The 17,665-nt window shown below is 46.4% G+C and carries 15 protein-coding genes; 13 read left to right on the forward strand and 2 right to left on the reverse strand.

The features are described 5' to 3' along the window. The 6 genes from soxC to DTQ70_RS12525 all read left to right on the forward strand — a co-directional run bounded on the left by soxC (window position 1) and on the right by DTQ70_RS12525 (window position 6,712). Complete coding sequence (gene soxC, locus DTQ70_RS12500) at window positions 1-1,239, forward strand: sulfite dehydrogenase (protein WP_122931106.1); 1,239 nt, start codon at window positions 1-3, stop codon at window positions 1,237-1,239. A gap of 16 nt (window positions 1,240-1,255) precedes the next feature. Continuing rightward, window positions 1,256-2,503 (forward strand): alginate export family protein, encoded by a 1,248-nt coding sequence (locus DTQ70_RS12505; RefSeq protein WP_122931107.1) that lies wholly within the window; start codon window positions 1,256-1,258, stop codon window positions 2,501-2,503. A 42-nt stretch (window positions 2,504-2,545) separates the two neighbouring features. Next, window positions 2,546-3,985, forward strand: coding sequence for an NAD(P)/FAD-dependent oxidoreductase (locus DTQ70_RS12510; protein WP_122931108.1), 1,440 nt, complete (start codon window positions 2,546-2,548; stop codon window positions 3,983-3,985). Next, complete coding sequence (locus DTQ70_RS12515; protein WP_122931109.1) at window positions 3,982-4,902, forward strand: cyanophycinase; 921 nt, start codon at window positions 3,982-3,984, stop codon at window positions 4,900-4,902. The genes DTQ70_RS12510 and DTQ70_RS12515 overlap by 4 nt, the downstream gene beginning before the upstream one ends. 239 nt (window positions 4,903-5,141) lie before the next feature. Beyond that, window positions 5,142-5,954, forward strand: a complete 813-nt coding sequence (locus tag DTQ70_RS12520; RefSeq protein ID WP_122931110.1) for an arylamine N-acetyltransferase — start codon at window positions 5,142-5,144, stop codon at window positions 5,952-5,954. Between the two features lie 134 nt (window positions 5,955-6,088). Further along, the gene (locus DTQ70_RS12525) at window positions 6,089-6,712 is read left to right on the forward strand and encodes a dihydrofolate reductase family protein (protein ID WP_122931111.1); all 624 of its coding nucleotides are present in this window, start codon (window positions 6,089-6,091) and stop codon (window positions 6,710-6,712) included. Here the strand turns inward: DTQ70_RS12525 and DTQ70_RS12530 are convergent. Beyond that, window positions 6,709-7,407 (reverse strand): ComF family protein, encoded by a 699-nt coding sequence (locus tag DTQ70_RS12530; RefSeq protein ID WP_122931112.1) that lies wholly within the window; start codon window positions 7,405-7,407, stop codon window positions 6,709-6,711. The genes DTQ70_RS12525 and DTQ70_RS12530 overlap by 4 nt on opposite strands. A gap of 101 nt (window positions 7,408-7,508) precedes the next feature. After that, window positions 7,509-8,327 (reverse strand): phytanoyl-CoA dioxygenase family protein, encoded by an 819-nt coding sequence (locus tag DTQ70_RS12535; RefSeq protein WP_122931113.1) that lies wholly within the window; start codon window positions 8,325-8,327, stop codon window positions 7,509-7,511. Window positions 8,328-8,470: 143 nt separating this feature from the next. On the opposite strand from DTQ70_RS12535, the gene DTQ70_RS12540 reads away from it, so the two are divergent. The 7 genes from DTQ70_RS12540 to DTQ70_RS12570 all read left to right on the forward strand — a co-directional run bounded on the left by DTQ70_RS12540 (window position 8,471) and on the right by DTQ70_RS12570 (window position 17,534). Further along, on the forward strand, window positions 8,471-9,337 hold the full coding sequence (locus tag DTQ70_RS12540) for an AraC family transcriptional regulator (RefSeq protein WP_122931114.1): 867 nt from the start codon (window positions 8,471-8,473) through the stop codon (window positions 9,335-9,337). A gap of 41 nt (window positions 9,338-9,378) precedes the next feature. Then, window positions 9,379-10,521, forward strand: coding sequence for a DUF4249 domain-containing protein (locus DTQ70_RS12545; RefSeq protein WP_122931115.1), 1,143 nt, complete (start codon window positions 9,379-9,381; stop codon window positions 10,519-10,521). A 45-nt stretch (window positions 10,522-10,566) separates the two neighbouring features. Then, a complete protein-coding gene (locus DTQ70_RS12550; RefSeq protein ID WP_122931116.1) occupies window positions 10,567-12,030 on the forward strand; it encodes a class I SAM-dependent DNA methyltransferase in 1,464 nt (487 codons plus the stop codon). Between the two features lie 11 nt (window positions 12,031-12,041). After that, window positions 12,042-12,599: a PDDEXK nuclease domain-containing protein gene (locus DTQ70_RS12555; RefSeq protein ID WP_206019707.1), complete on the forward strand. Its 558-nt coding sequence runs from the start codon at window positions 12,042-12,044 to the stop codon at window positions 12,597-12,599. After that, window positions 12,590-13,726 (forward strand): restriction endonuclease subunit S, encoded by a 1,137-nt coding sequence (locus DTQ70_RS12560; RefSeq protein ID WP_122931118.1) that lies wholly within the window; start codon window positions 12,590-12,592, stop codon window positions 13,724-13,726. Before DTQ70_RS12555 ends, DTQ70_RS12560 begins: the two co-directional genes overlap by 10 nt. Window positions 13,727-13,911: 185 nt before the next feature. Further along, entirely contained in the window at window positions 13,912-14,076 is a 165-nt protein-coding gene (locus DTQ70_RS12565) for a PDDEXK nuclease domain-containing protein (RefSeq protein WP_122931119.1), read from the forward strand. Between the two features lie 122 nt (window positions 14,077-14,198). Beyond that, window positions 14,199-17,534: a DEAD/DEAH box helicase family protein gene (locus tag DTQ70_RS12570; protein WP_122931120.1), complete on the forward strand. Its 3,336-nt coding sequence runs from the start codon at window positions 14,199-14,201 to the stop codon at window positions 17,532-17,534. Window positions 17,535-17,665 lie beyond the last annotated feature (131 nt).

The following is a 17,665-nucleotide window of genomic DNA, read 5'->3' on the forward strand; positions in this document are numbered from 1 at the left end:
ATGAAAAACAAACTCATTGAGATTGGGCAGATTGCCCCCAAATTTAGCCGACGAAAATTATTAGGTGGTGCCGCTACCGCCGCCGTGGCCATCGTACAAACGGCCCAAGGCAAAAACCTCCAACAAGCCATTACAGTCGGCGATTTGCCCGACGACCCCACCAAAGTAGTAGGTACGCTGGCGGGCGAAGTAGGCACACGCTCTTCGTTTGAAAAATTGGTTAAAAAGCCTTCCGATATTTCGTCGCGCTCTCCTTTGCAAGATTTTTACGGAATGATTACGCCTTCCGATTTGCACTTTGAGCGCCACCACGCGGGTGTGCCTGTCATTGACCCCAACAAACACGAATTACTGATTCACGGATTGGTCGAAAAACCGTTGATTTTTAAACTGTCTGACTTAAAACGTTTTCCTTCGGTATCCCGTATTGCTTTTTTGGAATGTTCGGGTAATTACCGCACGGGCAAAGAAACGCTCTCGCCACAAGAAATTTGTGGGCTCACCAGTCAAAGTGAGTGGACGGGGGTCAAACTTTCGACGCTTTTTCGGGAAGTAGGCGTCAAGCCCAACGCATCGTGGTTTTTGGCCGAAGGAGGCGATGCTGCCGTGATGACACGCAGTATTCCCGTCAAAAAAGGCTGGGACGACGCCATCATTGCCTACGCCCAAAACGGCGAAGCTTTACGTCCCGAACAAGGCTACCCCGTTCGGTTATTTTTGCCTGGTTGGGAAGGAAACACCAGCGTGAAGTGGCTACGTCGCCTCGAACTGTCGGACGCGCCTTTTATGACCCGCGAAGAAACGTCCAAATATACCGAAAGTGTCAACGGAAAAATCCGACAATTTAGCTTTGACATTGATGCGCGTTCCATTATTACGTACCCTTCCTATCCCCAACGCATCGAAAAAGGCTGGGTCGAAATCAGGGGTTTGGCGTGGAGTGGGCGCGGCAAAGTAGTCCAAGTGGAGGTCAGCACCAACGCTGGAAAATCGTGGCAACTGGCCCGACTGCAAGAACCGATTTTGGACAAAGCCCACGTGCAGTTTCGGTACTTGTGGGAATGGAAAGGAGAGTCCACCGAAATTATGAGTCGCGTAACGGACGAAACGGGTTACGTTCAGCCCACTTACCAGCAGCTCATTGCCGCCCGAGGGGCGGACGGAGGCTACCATTTTAACCCTATTGCGTCGTGGCAAATCAAACCCGACGGTGCTGTCCTGCATAAACCAGAAAAATAACTGTATTATTTCCACGATGTCTTTTCTTACGCTTGTTACTGTCTTACTGATTTCTCAACAACCCGCAGAAGATTCGGTCAAAAACGACTTTTCCGTCAACGTAGAAATACGTCCGCGCCTAGAATTTAAAGAAAACTATCGGCTTTCTTCGGAAGAAACGTTTGACCCAACGACCTTCATCAGTCAGCGGAACAGGCTTAATATCAACAATCTACGCAAAAACTTTAACCTCCGTGTGTCTTTTCAGGAAATTCATTTATTCCTAAAAGATGGCGTTGGCTCACAGGTAGGAAGTCTCAATTTCAACGAATTATACATTGAGCCAAAAATAGGTAAGCATTTTTCAGCCCTTATTGGTCGGCAAAATTTTCAGTTAGACAACGGGCGGATGTTTTCAGCTGCTCCTTGGTCACAGCAACATCGTTCGCACGAAGGCATTCGTTTGCAATACGTTACCCGTTCGTTTAGAACCGATTTTGCGGCCTTTTTTACGCGAAATTACGGCAGCCGCTTCGAGGCTAGTTATTCGCCCGTGGCTTCGCACAAGTACCAGTATTTGTTGGTTCATCAGTTAAAAGGCACCCACCAACAGCTCACTTATACCCTCATCAATTCGGCAGAACTGTTTGATAAAACCTTTTCTAATGCCAAACGCTACGCGACGGGTGGCCGACTGGAATACAACCTAAAAGGCATTTATACCACGCTCAGTGCTTTTTACCAATACGGACGAAACCAACAAAATCAACGCGTGAGGGCCTATTATGTTCAACCCGAGGTCAGCGCTACGCTTAAAAAATTTACGTTGAGGGTGGGAGCTGAACTGCTTAGCGGTAATCCAGATAACGTTAAAAGTGGCTATTCCAATTCGTACGAAATAGCCTACGGGGTTGCGTGGAAATTTATGGGTAACATGAATTTTTACGCAAAATTCCCCGCCGACGTAGCCAACAAAGGTTTGTTTAACCCCTATCTTTTTTTGTTTTACCGCCTCACCAAAAAACTACAGTTACGCCTCGACAACCACTTGTTTTACAGCCAATACACCTTGGCAGCCCAAGCTCAAAAATACCTCGGATACGAAATCGATTGCTCCGTCAATTATAAACCAACAACCTACGTTGACCTCAACTATGGACTATCGTTTTACGACCCAACCTCCAGTACGTTGCTACTGAAAAAAATACGAAACACCACCACGACGCCCGTCTGGAGTTATTTGATGGTTTCGTTCAATCCAACGCTGTTTTCGCGAAAGAAATAAAATTGGCGTATCAAAATTCATTTCCAACAACTCTGATACTAAATGCCTCACACAGACTTTGACGCCATCGTAGTAGGTTCGGGACCCAATGGGCTCGCGGCCGCCATTACCCTCCAACAAGCAGGGCTTTCGGTATTGTTGGTCGAGGCCAAAAGCACCCTCGGGGGAGGTATGCGCACCGCCGAACTTACCTTGCCAGGCTTTCACCACGACATCTGCTCGGCCATTCATCCGATGGCGTTGGCTTCGCCTTTTTTTAAATCATTGCCACTTCAAAACTATAGGCTTGAATTTGTGCACGCTCCCATTGCCGCCGCTCATCCGTTCGACAATGGCACGTCGGCCGTGCTTACTCGGCACTTAGAAGAGACTGCCGCGCTGCTGGGAAGTGATGAAACAACGTACAAAACGTTAATCAAACCCCTCAAACAGCAATGGGACACGTTGATACCCGCCATTTTAGGGCCTTTACGCTTTCCCGAAAAACCCATCGAATTGGCTCAATTTGGGCTTTCGGCCTTGCAACCCGCTACTTGGTTAGCCAAAAAATTTAAGACGCCCTCGACGCAAGCTCTTTGGGCGGGCATGGCTGCCCATTCGATTTTGCCGCTTGAACAACCTACCACTTCGGCCATTGGTTTGGTACTGATGACCGCCGCGCACCTCGGCGGTTGGCCCATTCCCAAGGGAGGGAGCCAACAAATTGCCAACGCGTTGGGGAGTTATTTTGAAGCGTTGGGCGGAAAAGTAGAGAAAAACTTTCAGGTGACCTCTTTGTCGCAATTACCCTCGTCGAAGGCGGTTTTATTTGATACTACTCCGTGTCAGCTCCTCCAAATCGCTGGGCATACCTTTTCATCCATCTACCGTTGGCAGCTCGAAAAGTACCGCTACGGCATGGGGGTTTTCAAAGTAGATTGGGCATTGGATGGGCCTGTGCCATTTACGTCAAGGGATGCGCGATTGGCAGGGACACTTCATTTGGGAAATACAATCCAAGAAATAACCGCTTCTGAACGAGCCACTTGGAAAGGGGAACACCCCGAAAAACCTTTTGTGTTATTAGCGCAGCAAAGTTTGTTTGACAAAACACGCGCACCCGAGGGAAAACATACCCTTTGGGGATATTGCCACGTCCCGAACGGTTCGACCAAAGACATGACCGAGGCGATTGAGAACCAAATTGAACGGTTTGCGCCAGGGTTTCGTGAACGAATTTTGGCAAAAAATACCTTCCACACTGCCCAATTGGAAGAATATAACGCCAATTACATCGGCGGAGACATCAACGGCGGCGCCGTCACGTTTGACCAACTTTTTACGCGCCCTGCTTTACGTTGGTCACCTTATCGTACCTCCACCAAAGGTTTGTATCTTTGTTCTGCCTCTACCCCACCAGGCGGAGGTGTTCACGGAATGAGCGGATATCACGCCGCTAAACAAGCCCTTAAAGACATTTTTAACCTAACTATCTCCCAATGAAACACCTATTACGCGTTCTTTTAGCCATCTGTTTTCCGTTTGCCCTCATTGCCCAAACGCCCATCACCATCAACGAAAAAACTATCACGCGCCACGGCCCCGAAAAAGGCTCTTTGCTCATCATTGGCGGTGGCACGATTCCACCCGAAATTTGGGCAAAATTCATTGAATTGGCAGGTGGAAAAGAGAAAGCAAAATTAGTGGTAGTAACTGCGGCAGCGGGAGATTCGGCGGCCTTGAGTCCGTCGCACGTTGAACTGGTAAAAAAACAAACGGGCGCTTCGCAAGTGACCTTACTCCACACCAAAAACCTCAAAGAGGCCAACAGTGAGGCGTTTGTGGCCTCGCTTCGTCAGGCGACGGGGGTGTTTTTTGTGGGTGGGCGTCAGTGGCGCATTGCGGATTCGTACCTCAACACGCTTACACACCAAGCCTTCAACGAGGTATTGGAGCGCGGCGGGGTCATTGCGGGCACGTCGGCGGGGGCGAGCATTCAAGGGTCGTTTTTGTGGCGCGGCGATACCAAAGGCCCCCATATTTTGGTTGGAGACCATACCCAAGGGCTGGGTTTTCTCAAAAATTCGGCCATTGACCAGCATTTACTTCGTCGAAACCGTCAGTTTGATTTGGTGGATTTTATTCGTCAATCGCCCGATTTGATTGGCCTTGGCTTGGACGAATCTACTGCCGTTTTGGTACAAAAAGATACCTTCGAAGTCGTTGGAAAATCGTACGCTGTAATTTACGACTACAATACCATTATCGGAAAAGGAGAAACCCATGTTGTTGAAAATAGAGAGGAATATACCGCTTCCAACGGGCCTTTTATCTTTTTAAGTAATGGTCAAAAGTATGACCTCCGAAATCGAAAAGTACTACGAGAAATTCGAAGCAATAGCGCTACATCCAATCGTTAGCCATCAACTTACACAACAATTACCTACCACAATGAAGCTTTTCTACCGAATCTCTTTCCACCAAGGGACAGGGCTTCATTGTGGTGGAGTTGATACGCTTTGTCGAAACAGATGGGAAGCAGTGTACAAGAATCAATATGGTAACTCTTTGCACGTTTTCACTTTACAAGTATTGACGCAATCAACTGCAATACAAACTACTCAGTCAATACAACCATTTGTTAGCAATTCCCCCTAAAATGAACCTAAAAAAGTATCTTGAGCGAATTAAATACACTGACCGTTTGGAAATTACCGACGAAGTATTGTTCAAGCTCCATCAGCAACACGTGCATCAAGTTCCGTTCGAGAATGTAGATATTTATCTAAAAAGACACTTCAGTTTAGAGCTTGAAAAGGTTTTTCAAAAAATAGTTAGCCACAAACGAGGTGGATTTTGCTATGAACTCAATTTGCTATTCAATTGGCTTTTGAATGAAGTTGGGTTCTCCAGTCGTATCATTGCTTCCCGTATTTATAACGAAAATGGCACGCTTGGCCCTCCATTTGACCACATGTCGGGGTACGTTAAAACCAACAAGGCGTTTTTAGTCGATGTGGGTTATGGCGACTTATTCGTAATTCCGCTTGAAATTAAAGAAGGAATTCAGTACGATGGAAGGAATTATTTTCGAATTGAAAAACTAAACGAAAATGATTTTTCACTATCCATGTCGCCCGATGGGCTTGAATTTCAGAAGCGGTACCTGTTTAGTTTAGACACCGTTCATCTCGATGCCTTTACAAGCATCTGTTTTGACAAGCAAACCCATCCGAACTCCTACTTCGTCAAGAATTTGGTTTGCACCAAGCCAACTCAAAACGGGCGAATCACTATTTTCAACGAAAAACTCATCGAAAAAAACAATCGCCATAAAACCGAGACACTACTACAAGGAAACGATGTTTTGAAAACGTATTTAAAGGACAAATTTGACATGGAAGTGGACATGGATTTTATTCCATATCATCAACCTAAAATGGTTGTTCCTGTGGGAATAAATGAAATTTGATACCAATAGGTATTGTTGAAAAAAAGTACCAACAAATTTGCGAAACCAATTAGCTGCATATATATTTGCAATTAATTGGTTTCGTATTTTATATACGAACAACTATCTGAACCATTGAAAATCAATAAAAAAAGATGAGCAAAATAATTTTCGATAGCGGAATATCTCTTGATGGATTTTTCGCAGGAGATAACAGAAGCCCTAAAAATCCTATGGGTGGGGTTTCGGGACAAATTCATTCGTGGATGTTTAATCAAAAAGCTTTTTGGGAATACCTAGGGTTTGAGGGAGGTAAAGAAGATGGCGCTGATGGAAAGTTGATAAGAGAAACTATTGAACGAACGGGTGCATTTATAATGGGTAAGCGTATGTTTGAGGAAGGCGAAGCTAGTTGGCCAAATGACCTGTACAAAGCGGACGTTTATGTGTTAACAAACGAAAAACGAGCCCCTTGGATTCAAGAAGGTACAACCACCTTTTACTTTATAAATGATGGGATAGAAAGTGCGCTGGAAAAAGCAAAACAATCAGCAAAAGGAAAAGACATAAGAATACAAGGCGGCGCAAACACAATTCAGCAATTTCTAAATGCTGGACTTGTGGATGAATTTTTTATTCATATTGCCCCCGTTTTTCTAGGCAGTGGGATTCGACTTTTTGATGGTATTGATAAAGACAAATATGAACTTCACATCCAAGAAGTAATACCCTCCCATTTTACAACCCATATAAAATACAAACTGGCCCAAAAACCTTAATACGCCGCCGCCATCGTAATCACCGACACCTCTTTGGCGCCGTTTTCAAGTAAAGTCGCTACGGCCGATTCGAGCGTTGAACCTGTGGTCACTACATCGTCCACAATCGCAATTCGTTTTCCTAGTACTTCCTCAGGACGAACTACCTCAAAAATCCCAGATACGTTTTCAAAGCGTTCTAAGCGGGTTTTTCGGGTTTGGGTGGAGGTAAACTGCGCCCTTGCCAGCACCTCCGCCGACCATGGAACACCCAAGGTTTCGGACAGCCCTTCGGCAAACATATCGCTTTGGTTGTAGCCACGTTGGGCTTTTTTTCGCGGATGAAGCGGAACGGGCAACAACAAATCAATCCGCTTTTGGACGTCTCCAGTCCGAAGTTCCTCGCCGTAAAGCCGTCCTACCACCTGCCCCACTTCGGGCCGATTTGTGTACTTCAACTGGTGAAGCAAACGCTGGACTTTGCCTCCTTTTTCAAATTTCAAGAAAGTATAGACGAAAGAAACCACCACTTTTCCCGCAAATTTGTTGGTAAGCTCAGGTGTAGAGATTTTGTGTGAGTGTGAGCGAGGTAAAGTCAACCGACAAGAAGTACAAAGACATGCTTCGTTTCCGACCAACGGCGTTGCACAAGCACAGCAGGTATTGGGGTAAAATAAATCCAGTAAATCGTTCCAGAGTCGAAGCAGCAAGTTCATGGTTTGAAGTCTTTTCCCTTTGACTTCAAAAAAGCCTGAAAGTTACGGCTCGTCCCGACTTGAAGTCGGGACGAACACTGCCTAACCTCACTGACGTTACTTTATGAATGACTAAACAAAATCGGGTTCAATGGGCTTTCGGGGGTACTACCAACGGGTGCAGACGCCAGCCACGTTTCCCAATCTGCTTTTTGATAACTGTTCTTTGGCGCCATTATTTGCTGGTCTTTGTCCATGTAAATCATCGTCATCACTTTACGGGCTCGGTCAGAGACGTTGGCACCCGCGCGGTGAAACAACCAACCCGCATGGTAACTGACTTCACCCAAATCAAATGGGGTTTCATTGAGCGAAAACTGCGTAAGCGATTGTTGCATAAGGGCTTCGCTTTCATCGCTGATTTCCACATCACGCCCGATTTCGACCAACTGACTTTTTTCGGCAAACGCCAACGGCCCCATTTCCAAGGGCGTCGCTTGGAGAGGAATCCAAACCGTGACAGTTTTGGGCGAAGCCAAAGGCCAGTAAAACTGATCGGCGTGCCAAGGAGTGATACCTCCACTTGGCTCTTTGTAAAGCGCTTGGTCGTGGTACAAACGCACCCCCTCCACTTCCATCAAATCGGCGGCGATTTGCGCCAAACGCTTTGAAAACACAAATTCTTTCGCGGTTTCATCTTCCCGCCAAAGGTTCATAATCTGTAGAAAAGCTTTTTCGTAGGTGGTTCGCTCTTCCATGGGTTTGGTGAGTTTGTTGAGCTTAAACACCAAATCCGTAATGATTTCCCCGTAATACGCAATCGCCTCGGGGCTGAGCACATTTTTAAGCTTTACGTAACCATTTTCGCGGTAAAATGCCACTGCTTCCGCAGGTACAGCATAGGGAGTTGACAATTCTTCGAGCAAGGCTGACTTTTGCATAAATGTTTCGATTGGGTTGTTTGATGATGCAAAGTACCGTATTCGCTGAATTTCAAAAATTCTGTTTTTTAGCCAATTAATGTAGTATTTTAACTCTTATCATTGCTTATTTTAAAATAAAAAAGCAATATTCTACATTTTATATGCGACCGCTGCTTGAACAACTGACTTTTGAACATACCTCCTCCTTTCTTGTACGTGCGTTTGAACGTCCCTATTTCGACGCGCCTTGGCATTATCACCCCGAATTTGAACTTACTTACATCGTTCAGGGCGCTGGGCAGCGTTTCGTAGCCGATAGCATCGAGGCTTTTGAGGCAGGCGATTTGGTACTGCTAGGCGCCCACGTTCCGCATTTTTGGCGCAACTCCGTCGAATTTTACCAACATAACTCTAAGCTGACCGCCCAAGCCGTCGTTGTTCAATTTCCACCGCAGTGGGTTGCCGATTTCATCAACAAAATCCCTGATTTTAAATCCATTAGTTCATTACTTCTAAAATCAGAAAGTGGCCTTGTTTTTAGCTCCATCTCCCCCACCCTTCACCAAAAGCTCCTCCAACTTCCTACCCTTACAGAGGGCTTTCGGTTGGTGGCTTTGCTCGACATTTTATTGCAGCTTGCCACTCAAACGCCCTTTCGGTCGCTGGCAAGCCCTACGTATCGCCTTACCATCGACGACTCAGAAACCGAACGGATGAAACGTATTTTAGAATTTACGTTGGCCCACTTTCAAGAGGAAATTTCGCTCGAAACCATCGCTGATGTCGCCCATTTGACGGTGCCTGCTTTTTGTCGTTACTTCAAAAAACGAACAAAAAAAACGTACATCGAATACCTTAATCACCTCAAAATCAACCACGCGTGCAAACTTCTGACGACCTCCGAACTGAGTGTGGCTCAAGTTGGGTTTGAATGTGGATTCCACAATTTGTCTAATTTTCACCAAACCTTCAGGCGACAAATAGGTCAGTCACCCTTGGCCTTTCGAAAAACGAACCCCCTCAGGTAGTTTTTGGGCGTGTGGTTCTTTTTTAACTAATTCCACGCGCCATGACCTATCTATCTCGACTTTCATCCTTACTACTTTTCATAATTATTTGCTATCTGAGCGATGGCTGTATCGAATCCTATTCGCCACCTGAGGTGAATCAGGCACAAAATTACCTCGTGGTGGAAGGAACGCTCAACCCGTCTATTACCAGTGAAATACGTCTGAGTCGTACCCAAAAAGTCAAACAAACGGGGGCTACGTTGCTCGAACAACGCGCCCAAGTAAAAGTTGAAAGCGACCGAGGCAACAGTTATAACCTCGTCGAAACCCAGCCAGGCGTTTATACTTTAAAAGTATTTTCGGCAGCCGAAAATGAAAAGTTTCGACTACACATTCAAACCATTGGCGGCAAAGAATACCTTTCGACCTACGTCCCCCTCATCCAAACGCCTGCCATTGATAGCGTCACTTACCGTGTCAATCAAGCGCGTACCAACGTGCAAATATTCGTCAATACCCACGACCCGCTGAACAAAACTCGTTTTTACCGTTGGAACTTTGAAGAAACGTGGGAGTACCAAGCGCCCTTGTATTCGGGTTATGAAATAGTGGCCGGGAAAGTTAGAGCACGTACCGAAGACATCAACACCTGCTGGGGCAACCAAAAATCGGCGCAAATTACGTTGGCAAATACCCTGCGCCTAAGCCAAGATGTTGTTCAGGATGTTCCCCTCACAACGGTGTTGTCCACCAGCGGGAAATTAGGCAGAAGGTACAGCATTTTGGTACGCCAATACGGGCTATCGCGGGAAGAGTTTGATTATTGGGCGGCGCTTTCCAAAACCAACGAAATCACGGGCAGCCTCTTTGATGGACAACCCTCACAAATAACGGGCAATATCAGCTGCGTCACCTCGCCCGAAGAACCTGTATTTGGATTTTTCAGTGCTTCAACGCCCCAATTCAAACGGTTATTCATCACCGAATACTTAGGCAGGTTTACGGTACAAGACCAACTCTGCGAGCCCCTCGACACCCTTTCTGAGACCGAAATCATTCGTCAATCGACCAATGCTTCATTTTTGGTACTTATCGAGTACCCCGTGCCAGGTTCGGTCATTCCTTTTTACACCATCGGCAGCATCCCGTGCAGCGATTGCCGCACCCAAGGCGGCACGAACAAGCGGCCTGCGTATTGGTAGAAGGGGGGGATTTGATAACTTTGTAAGTTTACTATTAAAAAAACTATGATTACTGGAGACCTAAAATCGCAAATAGACAAAGTATGGGAAGCATTTTGGACGGGTGGCCTCTCTAACCCCATCACCGTTATTGAACAGATGACCTATTTGCTTTTTATCCGCCGCCTCGACGAGCTGCAAACCCAAAAAGAGTCCAAAGCCAATTTGCTCAAAAAGCCCATTGAAGACCCCATTTATACCGCCGATGAGGCCGAACTGCGTTGGAGTCATTTCAAAAATATGGACCCCGAGGTGATGTACCGCCTTTTTACCAAAGACCAAGGCGTCTTTGACTTCCTGCGCAACGTGGGCAACAAAAGCGCGGCTTTTAGCAAATTTATGAAGGGCGCTACGTTTATGATCCCTACGCCGAGGTTGCTGGCGCAGGTGGTGGAAATGATTTCCAACATCAACATGAGCGACCGCGACACCAAGGGCGATGTCTATGAGTACCTCCTGAGCAAAATTGCCTCCGCAGGCCAAAACGGGCAGTTTCGCACGCCCCGCCACATCATCCGTATGATGGTGGACATGGTGCAGCCTACCCTCGAAGACGTCATTTGCGACCCCAGTTGTGGCACGGCGGGCTTCCTCACCGTGGCGGGCGAGTACATCCGCGAGCATTTTGAAAAAGACTTATACACCGACAGCGTCAAGGCGCATTTTCAGCAGAAAATGTTTATAGGCATGGAGTTTGACCCGACCATGATTCGCATCGGTGGCATGAACCTCATGCTGCACGGCATCGAAAACCCGCAACTGATGGACGTGGACGCCCTCAGCGAAGCCAATACGGGTTTTGCCGACAAAGCCACCCTCGTACTGGCCAATCCTCCCTTCAAAGGCAGCCTCGACCGCGAGGCCGTGGATGGGAAAATACTGGCGGTGGTGGACAGCAAAAAAACCGAATTGTTGTTTTTGGCCTTGATTTTGAAGGGCCTCAAACTCGGTGGCCGCTGTGCCGTGATTGTACCCGACGGCGTGCTGTTTGGCAGTAGCAAAGCCCACCTCCAAATCCGCCAAGAACTCATTGACCGCCAGAAACTCCAAGCCGTTATTTCGATGCCCAGCGGGGTGTTTAAGCCTTATGCGGGGGTAAGTACGGCCGTATTGGTGTTTACCAAAACCAACAGCGGCGGCACCGACCAAGTGTGGTTTTATGACATGCAGGCCGATGGTTTTAGCCTCGACGACAAACGCCAGCCCGTAGAGGCCAACGACATTGCCGATATTGTAAACCGCTACCACCACCTCCAAGCCGAAAGCACCCGCCGCCGCACCGACAAGAGTTTTATGGTGCCGCTCAAAGAAATACAGGACAACAAGTACGACCTGAGCATCAACCGCTACAAAGAAGTGGTCTATGAAGAAAAAACCTACGAAAAACCCAGCGTGATTATTGGGCAAATCGAAGCCTTGGATGCCGAACGTGCCGAGTTGTTGAGCCAATTAAAAGCGATGCTGGCATGAAGGATAAATCTATGAATTTTGAAACTTTGGTCTCGATAATTGAGCAAACGCACCTACACTTTCAACAACAGGCGGTAAAAGTCTTTGAAGACAATAATTTGTATGACTTTTTGGGACTCAGAAGCGATGGTCTAATCGAGGAAAAAAATCTCGAAACCGCTCTGCTCAACCATCTGCAAGATTTTATTCAGGAACTTGGACTCGGATTTTGCTTTGAATGTCGACAAAAACGCATTTTGATTGATGATGAATATTTCTTTGCGGATTTGGTGTTTTACCACCGAATTTTGAAATGCCATGTGATTATTGAACTGAAAGTTGATGCCTTCAAACACGAATACCTTTCGCAACTCAATACCTATGTGGCCTATTATAATGCCGAGGTAAAGCGCGACGATGACAACCAATCCATTGGCATATTGCTCTGTACCGAAAAAGGAAAAAAATTGGTAGAATACGCCACCGCAGGCATGGACAACCAACTCTTTGTATCCAAATACCTGCTCGAACTACCCAAAAAAGAACAACTCGAAGCATTTATCTTAAATGAACTCAAAGCATGGAAATAGAAACAATAAAGAATAATAGTGGTGTGAAGTGGAAAATGGTGAAGTTGGGGGAGGTTGTTGATATAAAAAATGGAAGGGATCATAAGAAAGTAAATAATGTCAATGGCCAGTATCCTATCATTGGAAGTGGTGGAATTATGGGCTATGCTGATGATTTTCTGTGTGAAGGAAATGCGACAATAATTGGCAGAAAAGGCTCTATAAATAACCCGATTTATATTGAGTCCCGATTTTGGAATGTCGATACAGCATTTGCATTATGTCCAAAAAAAGAGATTGAGCCTAAATTCTTCTATTACTTCTGTACTACCTACAATTTTGCAAAACATAATAAGGCAACTACACTACCCAGTTTAACTAAAACGGATTTATTAGAAATCCAAATCCCTCTCCCACCTCTCCCCGTTCAAAAGCGGATTGCGGAGATACTGGATGCTGCCGATGCCTTGCGCCGCAAAGACCAAGAACTCCTCAAAAAATACGACGAACTCGCCCAAGCTATTTTTATTGATATGTTTGGCGACCCCGTGAAGAATGAAAAGGGGTGGGAGGTGAAACTTTTTGGAGAATTATTTGATACACGGTTAGGCAAAATGTTGGATGCAAAAAAACAGGTAGGCAATACAAAATATAAATATTTAGGAAACTCAAATGTCCAATGGTTTAGATTTCAACTTGAAGATTTAGCAGAAATGGAGTTTGAAGAAAAAGATTTATCTACATTTGAATTAAAAGACGGGGACATACTGATATGCGAAGGGGGAGAGGTTGGTCGTTCGGCAATTTGGAGAGGTGAAAAAGAAGATATTTATTTTCAAAAAGCCATTCACCGAGCACGGGCGAAGTCTCAAAATATAACTTCCGAATATACTGTTATGTTGTTTTGGTTTTATGCAAAATTTGGTGGTTTAAAAGATTTTGTAACAACATCTACAATTTCACACTTGACTGGGGAAAAACTAAAAACTATTCCTATCCCAGTACCTCCTATTTCATTGCAGGTAAAGTTTGATAATTTGATTTTAGGTCAAAAGAAACTGGTGGGGCAAAGGTCGTCAAATTTATCCTCTTCCCTCTTCCAAACCCTGCTTCAAAAAGCCTTCAAGGGGGAGTTGGTGGCGGAGTAGAAGGGCAGTTATTTAAGTTCAACAGCAAAAAGTAAACCCTAAAATAGCATCATACACATGGTCAATTCTGAATATAAAAATTGGCTTCAAGAAGTGAAACAACTTTACCAAGGGACAAACTTTTTCCACCAGCTTGGTGGAAAAATTCCTTGGAGGCATCACGTAGAAATTTTCACCCAATCAAAATGATTTGTAAAAACAAAAACAACGTCATTGCCGACTATGCGCTAAAAAATATCAACCAGCCCATAGGCATTTCAGAATATCAGCTCACCAAGCTGTTTCCCGAAGAATTTAAAAGCAGCCTCCCCACCATCGAAGAAATTGAAAACGAACTAAAAGGAGAGTAAAGAGTCTTATATTTTAACTATCTTGCCTCCGTATGAATCTGTTCAATCAGTGTCATCAGTGTGCTAAAATCGGCGATGATAACACAGATTCGACACAGTTTTATCCACTACTCAATTGACTTATGAGCAACTTCTCCTTCATACCCACTTCATGGGCTGATTTGGCCCAATCGCCGCAAGAAGCCGAACGGCAAGTATTGAATGCGCCCTTGGTGGCAGCTTTTCTCTGCCGCAAAAGCCTGGAAGAATGGGTACGCTGGATGTACGAACGCGACGCCGATTTGGTATTGCCTTATGACACATCGTTGAGTTCGCTCATGCACGCCCAAGGTTTTAAAAACTTGGTAGCGCCCATACAGTTCAACCAAATCAACCTCATCCGTAAGCTCGGCAATACCGCCGTGCATACTTCGGCCAAAATCAAACCCGAAGAAGCCCTCTATGCCTTGCGGTTGTTGCACGGCTTTATTGGTTGGGCGGTGCAGCTCTACCACGAAGAGCGCGTTTCCGTTCCCCGATTTGACGAAAGCCTCCTCTCAAAAAACAAAGAAAAAGATTTATACAAGCACGACCTTCAAGTACTAGAACGCAACTACCACGAGTCGCAGAGCAAACTCGCCAAATTGGAAGCCGAGCTGGCAAGCATCAAGGCCATCAAAGCGCAGAACCAAGCCTTTGTGGTGCCTCCCACCGAACCCAACGAAGCCCTTACCCGCAAACTCTACATTGATACCCTGCTGCGCGAAGCAGGCTGGGATCCGTATGGGTTCAATGTCCCCGAATACCCCGTTAAAGGAATGCCCCAAGGCCACGGCGATGCCAACGGCCACGGCTTTGCCGATTACGTACTTTGGGGCGACGATGGCAAACCTCTGGCCGTCGTAGAAGCCAAACGCACCCAACGCGACCCCCGCGTGGGGCAGCACCAAGCCAAACTGTATGCCGACTGCTTGGAAAAAGAATATAATCAACGTCCCGTTATTTTTTATTCCAATGGCTTCCAAACGTTCCTGTGGGACGATGTCAACTATCCCCCCCGCGAAGTGTTTGGGTTTTATACCAAAGACGAATTGCAGCTAATGGTGCAAAGGCGCAGCTCCCAAAAAACACTGGCCACCCAACCCATCAACAACGCCATCACCGACCGCCCCTACCAACACGAGGCCATTCGGCGGGTAGCCGAAGCCTTGGATGGCAAACACCGCGAAGCCCTGCTCATTATGGCCACGGGCACGGGCAAAACCAGGGTTGCGGCCTCCATAGTTGACTTACTGAGCAAAGCCAACTGGGCAAAACGCGTCTTGTTTTTGGCCGACAGAAACGCCTTGATTCATCAGGCCAAAATCAACCTGAACCAGTATTTGCCCCATCTGCCCGCCGTAGATTTGACCAAAGAGAAAGAAGACGAAAGCAGCCGACTTGTGTTTTCGACCTACCAAACCATCATCCACATGATAGATGGCGAGGCCGACGGCAACAATCGTTTTTACGGCGTAGGGCACTTCGACGTCATTATTTTCGATGAAATCCACCGCAGCGTCTATAACCGCTACAAGCATATTTTCAAGTATTTCGACGGCATTCGCATTGGCCTCACCGCCACCCCCAAATCAGAAACCGACCGCGACACCTATGGGTTGTTTGACATGGAACCCAACAACCCCACTTTTGCCTACGAGCTGGAGCAGGCCGTCAACGATGGTTTTCTGGTACCACCCAAGGCCATTTCAGTCCCTATTAAATTTCAGCGAAGCGGCATCAAATATGCCGACCTCAACGAAGAAGAAAAACGCGCCTACGAAGAACAATTCTCCGACCCCGTTACGGGGGCCTTTCCCGACGAAATAGACGCCGCCGCTTTAAACAAATGGCTGTTTAATACCGACACGGTGGACAAAGTAATCGGGCATTTGATGGAACACGGCCTCAAAATAGAAGGAGGCGATAAGCTGGCCAAAACCATTGTGTTTGCCCGTTCGCATACCCATGCCAAGTTTATTGAAGAACGCTTCAACAAACAATACCCCGCCTACAGGGGCGATTTTTTAAAAGTAATTGATTATCACGAAGAAAAACGTGACGACTTGCTCAACAAGTTTAAGGACAAAGCCAAAATGCCCCAAATAGCCGCGTCGGTAGATATGCTCGATACGGGCATTGATGTGCCCGAAGTCTGCAATTTGGTGTTTTTCAAACCCGTGCGCAGCAGTGCCAAGTTTTGGCAGATGATAGGCCGAGGCACCCGCTTGTGCAAAGACTTGTTTGGGACAGGCCAAGACAAAAAAGAGTTTGTAATTTTCGACTTTTGCGAAAACTTCGAGTTTTTCAACGCCCATCCCAAAGGCAAAGAAGGGACAAATAGCAAATCGTTGAGCCAGCGATTGTTTGAACTGCGCTTGCGCTTGGCATTGGTACTGTTGGGTCAGGAAGAACCCGAATTGAAGGAATACGGTCAAACCCTCCTCGGCCAATTAATCAAGCAGACCCAAGCCTTAAACGGCGACAGTTTCGTGGTTCGTCAGCACTGGGCATTTGTCGAGAAGTACCGCGACCCCAATGCTTGGAACGCCCTCAGCGATTTGGACCACAAAGAACTCCGCGACCACATCGCGCCCTTGATGCTGGAAGCCGAGCAAGACGAATTGGCTAAGCGCTTTGATGCCCTCATGCTCGACCTCCAGTTGAGTGTATTGAATGGAGAAAAAAAGCAAGCCACGCTGATTCAAAAAGTAGTGGCCACCGCAGGTAAGCTCAGCAAGAAAGCCAGCCTACCAGCCGTAGCCAAAAAAATGGACACCCTCCACCAAGTGCAGCAGAAAGTATTTTGGGAAGGAAGCACGATTTTGGGAATTGAAAAAGTCCGTATTGAGCTGCGTGACATCATTCAATTTTGGGATTCGGAAAATACCCCCATCTATTTTACGATGTTTGAAGATGAGTTTACGGGTAAAGCGCACGAACATCAATTGGTGTATCATTTTAACGACTTGGATGCCTACAAACGCAAGGTAGAGCAGTACCTGAAAGAGCAAAGCACCCATTTTGTTATCCATAAACTCCGCAACAACCTCCCTATCACCCAAGCAGAAGTAGAAAGTCTCGACCAACTATTGTTTGAACAAGGCAACTTAGGCACCAAAGCGGAGTTTACGAAAGCCTACGGCGAGCAACCGTTGGGGAGATTTATCCGCAGCATCGTTGGGTTAGACGTACAAGCGGCCAAGTTGGCTTTTGCCGAAATACTGAGCCATCAAACCTTCAATGCCCAGCAAATCAAGTTCATAGACACCATTATCAACTTCCTGACCGTGAAGGGAATGGTTGAACCCGCTATGCTTTTCGAGTCACCTTTTACGGATATTAATTCCAACGGAATTGTAGGTTTGTTTGATAATGCCGTAGCTACCAAAATTATCAGTTTACTCGAAACCATCAACCACAATGCCGAAGCCGCCTAACAAAGAGAGAACGTAATTCTGGGCGTTTGGGGTATAAAAAAAGCACTTACAAGTTTTGCTCGTAAGTGCTTTTTTGTGGGCCCAGCAGGGCTCGAACCTGCGACCACCTGATTCACTTTCCTCTGGTTTCC

It is taken from the genome of Runella sp. SP2, from assembly GCF_003711225.1.
Lineage (GTDB): Bacteria > Bacteroidota > Bacteroidia > Cytophagales > Spirosomataceae > Runella.